Genomic DNA, 4,054 nt, shown 5'->3' on the forward strand with positions numbered 1-4,054 from the left:
GACCCGGGGGAGGGTCGGGGTGGGGGTGAGCGATATTGTTCATGAACTGAATTTACTGTTTTTCAATGGGTTTACTGTCCTCGCCCCCCAACTCTCTCTCTTGCTTCGCAAGCAATGTGTGTCGCTGCACGAGCTGTCCCAGATCCACAAGGACAAGCATTGCTCGCGTAGCGAGAGAGGAGGTATATCAGCGGTTTTACCTGCTCCCGTTTGCACAAGAAAACGGATTTTCCCAAGCTATAAACAGGTTCTTACACCCGCCGTTCCCGCATCGCGCCCACGAACTGGGCAAAGAGGATTTCAGCGTCGTGCGGGCCGGGGCTGGCTTCCGGGTGTCCCTGGAAGGCGAAAACGGGGCGGTCGGTGAAGGCAAGCCCTTGCAGCGAGCCGTCAAAGAGCGAGCGGTGCGTGGCGCGGACGTTGTCCGGCAGCGTCGCTTCATCAACGGCAAAGCCGTGGTTTTGCGAGGTAATCATCACCCGTCCGCTGGCGAGGTCTTGCACCGGGTGGTTGGCGCCGTGGTGGCCGAATTTCATTTTCACCGTTTTCGCGCCGCAGGCGAGACCAAGCAGTTGGTGGCCGAGGCAGATGCCGAACACCGGGATTTTGCGCGCGATGAAGTCGCGGATGGTGGCTATCGCGCCGCTCATCGGTTCGGGGTCGCCGGGGCCGTTGGAGAGGAAGATGCCATCCGGGTTGAGCGCCAGCGCTTCTTCGGCGGTGGTCGCTGCCGGGACGAGGGTGACACGGCAACCGCTGGCAACGAGCAAGCGCAGGATGTTTGCCTTGATGCCGTAGTCGTAGGCGACGACGTGAAAGTCGCCGTCGCTTTTTTCGGGGTAACGGTCGCGGGCGGCGTCCCACACGCTTTCTGCCCACGCCTGCGTGGTTTTAACGCCGATGCCGCTGGCGAGGTCTTGCCCGCTCATGGAGGGATGGGCGCGGGCGGCGGCGATGGCGGCAGTTTCGTCAATCTCGCCCGCCATCAGGCAGGCGTTTTGTGCGCCGTGGGTGCGCAGGCGGCGGGTGATTTCGCGGGTATCAACGTCTGCAATGCCGATGATGCCGTGTGCGCGCAGGTAATCAGAAAGCGAGCCGCTGGCGCGCCAGGAGCTGTAAGTGGCGGGCGCGTCACGCACCACCAGCCCCGCCGCCTGCAACGCGCCAGATTCGACGTCCAGCGCGTTCACCCCGGTGTTGCCGATGTGCGGGTAGGTAAGGGTGACGATTTGCCCGGTATAGGACGGGTCGGTGAGGATTTCCTGATAGCCGGTCATGGCGGTATTGAAGACGAGTTCGCCGCAGCGGCTGCCGTCGGCACCGATGGCGCGTCCGCGGAAGACGCTGCCGTCGGCCAAAGCGAGGATGGCGTGTTGCATGAATGTGCTCCGAAGGGTGCTGAATCGCGCATTATAAGCCGCAAAGTGGCAAGAAGACGGCTTTGGCGATATTCTTATGCGCCAATCAAGCCCCACTGGAAGATTCATGAAATACCGCTCGCTCCCGCTCGCCGTCGCCCTCATCTCCGCCCTGACCCTTTACGCGCAAACCGCCAAACCGCCCGCCAATCCCCCGGCCAGCATTGACCTCACCCTGACCTCGCTTGAAAATGAAAGCGCGAGCGACGACATCCCCTTCGAGGCGCTCAAAACCTTCGTCGATGTCTTCGACACGGTGAAAAGCAACTACGTCGAGCCGGTCAACAACGAAGCGCTGATGGAAAAAGCCATTCGCGGGATGCTCGGCCGCCTTGACCCGCACTCCGCCTACATGAACGAAAAGGAATACCAGGAATTTGAACAGCAGGCGGACGGTCAGTACGCCGGCATCGGTGTCGTGCTTGACATCAAGGCCGGCTCGATGCGCGTCGTCTCCGCCATCGAAGGCTCGCCCGCCGCCCGCGCCGGTATCCAGAGCGGCGACATCATCGCCCAGGTCAACGGACAGAACGTCTCCGACCTCACCCTCGGCGAAACCGCACGCCTGCTCGAAGGCGAAGCCGGTACCGAAGTGAAGCTCATCATCCAGCGCGGCGACGGCATCACCGAATACAACCTGCTGCGCGAAATCATCGCCACCAGCAGCGTCAGCTCGCGGATGCTTGGCGACGAATACGCCTACCTGCGCATCAGCCAGTTCCAGGACGACACCACCGACGCACTCGAAAAAGAAATCGCCGCCTTGCGCGTCAAACACACCCTGCGCGGTGCAGTCATCGACCTGCGCAACAACCCCGGCGGCTACCTCGACAGCGCGGTGGCCACCGCCGACCTGTTCCTGAACAGCGGCCCGATACTCTATGTGCGCGGCCGCGACCCCGACCAGGAAGAACAATACATCGCCAGCGACGGCGACATCCTCACCGGCCTGCCCATCGTCGTCCTCGTCGATGAAGGCTCGGCATCGGGCGCGGAAATCGTCGCCGGGGCCCTGCAAGACCAGCATCGCGCCGTCATCGTCGGCCAGCCGACCTTCGGCAAAGGCAGCGTGCAGACCGTCATCCCGCTGTACCACGGCGGCGCGGTCAAACTCACCACCGCGCAGTACTACACCCCGTCGGGCAACTCCATCCAGGCGAAAGGCATCGTGCCGCAAGTGTTGCTCACCCCGCTGCACGTGCAGCAGGACGAAACCAACGCCATCAACGAACGCGAAAGCGCGCTGCCGAACCACCTCGCCAACCCGGCAGGCCAAAGCACAACCAACGCGCCCAGCCCGCAGGCAACCGACCTTGCCAAACAGGACTTTGCCCTCTACGAAGCGCTCAACATCCTGAAAACCATGGCCATCCTCCAGGCAAGCATCGCCCCGGAAACCCAACTGCCGGACACCCCTGCCAACACGGAAGCCGCGCCGCCGCCGACCACCATCACCACCGAAAAAGAAGCTAAAGAAGCCGCTGCAACCAAAACCGCACCGGAGAAAAACGACAAGGCGGCCACCCCGACAAACGCCAAACCCGCCACCAACAAACCGGCGACGACGACGCCTGCCGTATCGCTGCCGAAAAACATCCTGCCGCCGAAAAGCGAGCGCGACAAGGCCAACGCCAACGTTCCGCCCGGCATCAAACCGGCAAAATAAGCGCAAACGCCCCGCTACGGGGCGTTTCCATTTCATCCGCGTTACAATACCGACAGGCTTCACGCCTGCGGCACGGACGACAACCGACCACTGTTGCCGCCCGCATTTTCTTTTCCCGATTCAGGAAAAACTCATGAAAAAAACACTACTCGCAACCCTGTTGCTTTCCTCACTCGCCTTCACCGCCCACGCCGCCGAAGGCGACGTCACCACACGGCCGGACGTCTATTACATGACCATTGACGAAGTCGCCGACAGCCTCAAGCTGTTGCCACCGCCGCCCGCGATGGACAGCATCGCCTTCTTGAATGACAAAGCGCAATACGACAAAGGCAAGCAATTGCGCAACACCCCGCGCGGCGAACTCGCCTACAACGACGCCCACGTCAGCGGTGACGGCGTACCGCAGGCGTTCTCCGAAGCCTTCGGCGTCAGCATCAACGAAAAAGACACGCCGGAAATCAACAAACTGGTGCGCAATTTCCGCGAGGACGCGGGTGAACTGGCGACGCGCGGCGCGAAAAAACACTATATGCGCATTCGTCCCTTCGCCTTCTTCAATGAGCACACTTGCCGCCCGGACGACGAAGAAAAACTCTCGAAGAACGGCTCCTATCCTTCCGGCCACACCGCGATTGGCTGGGCAACCGCGCTGGTGCTGGCCGAAATCAACCCAGCACGGCAGCAGGAAATCTTCGAGCGCGGCTACGAGATGGGGCAAAGCCGGGTAATTTGCGGCTACCACTGGCAAAGTGATGTTGATGCCGGGCGGCTAGTCGCCAGCAGCGTGGTTGCCACCCTGCACACTAAACCGGCGTTCATCGAGCAATTGGCGAAGGCAAAAGAAGAATTCAAGCATTTACAAAAAAAATAATGCAACATGAAAAAGCGCCCTGCAGGGCGCTTTTTCATGGTTATAGCCATCCACCGAAAGCTTCATACTGTGTTGCGCCGCCTCGCCGTACAACTG

General features: G+C 61.1%; 3 protein-coding genes. 2 read left to right on the forward strand and 1 reads right to left on the reverse strand.

The annotated features are described in order from the left end of the window. Positions 1-251 precede the first annotated feature (251 nt). On the reverse strand, positions 252-1,379 hold the full coding sequence (carA, locus tag Q0349_RS01005; RefSeq protein WP_298078908.1) for a glutamine-hydrolyzing carbamoyl-phosphate synthase small subunit: 1,128 nt from the start codon (positions 1,377-1,379) through the stop codon (positions 252-254). A gap of 106 nt (positions 1,380-1,485) precedes the next feature. Between carA and Q0349_RS01010 the strand changes: the two genes are divergently transcribed. Together Q0349_RS01010 and Q0349_RS01015 are read left to right on the forward strand one after the other, a co-directional pair. Then, complete coding sequence (locus tag Q0349_RS01010) at positions 1,486-3,084, forward strand: S41 family peptidase (RefSeq protein WP_298078909.1); 1,599 nt, start codon at positions 1,486-1,488, stop codon at positions 3,082-3,084. A 133-nt stretch (positions 3,085-3,217) separates the two neighbouring features. After that, a complete protein-coding gene (locus tag Q0349_RS01015) occupies positions 3,218-3,958 on the forward strand; it encodes a phosphatase PAP2 family protein (RefSeq protein WP_298078910.1) in 741 nt (246 codons plus the stop codon). Positions 3,959-4,054 lie beyond the last annotated feature (96 nt).

Source organism: uncultured Cardiobacterium sp., from assembly GCF_938028185.1.
Lineage (GTDB): Bacteria > Pseudomonadota > Gammaproteobacteria > Cardiobacteriales > Cardiobacteriaceae > Cardiobacterium.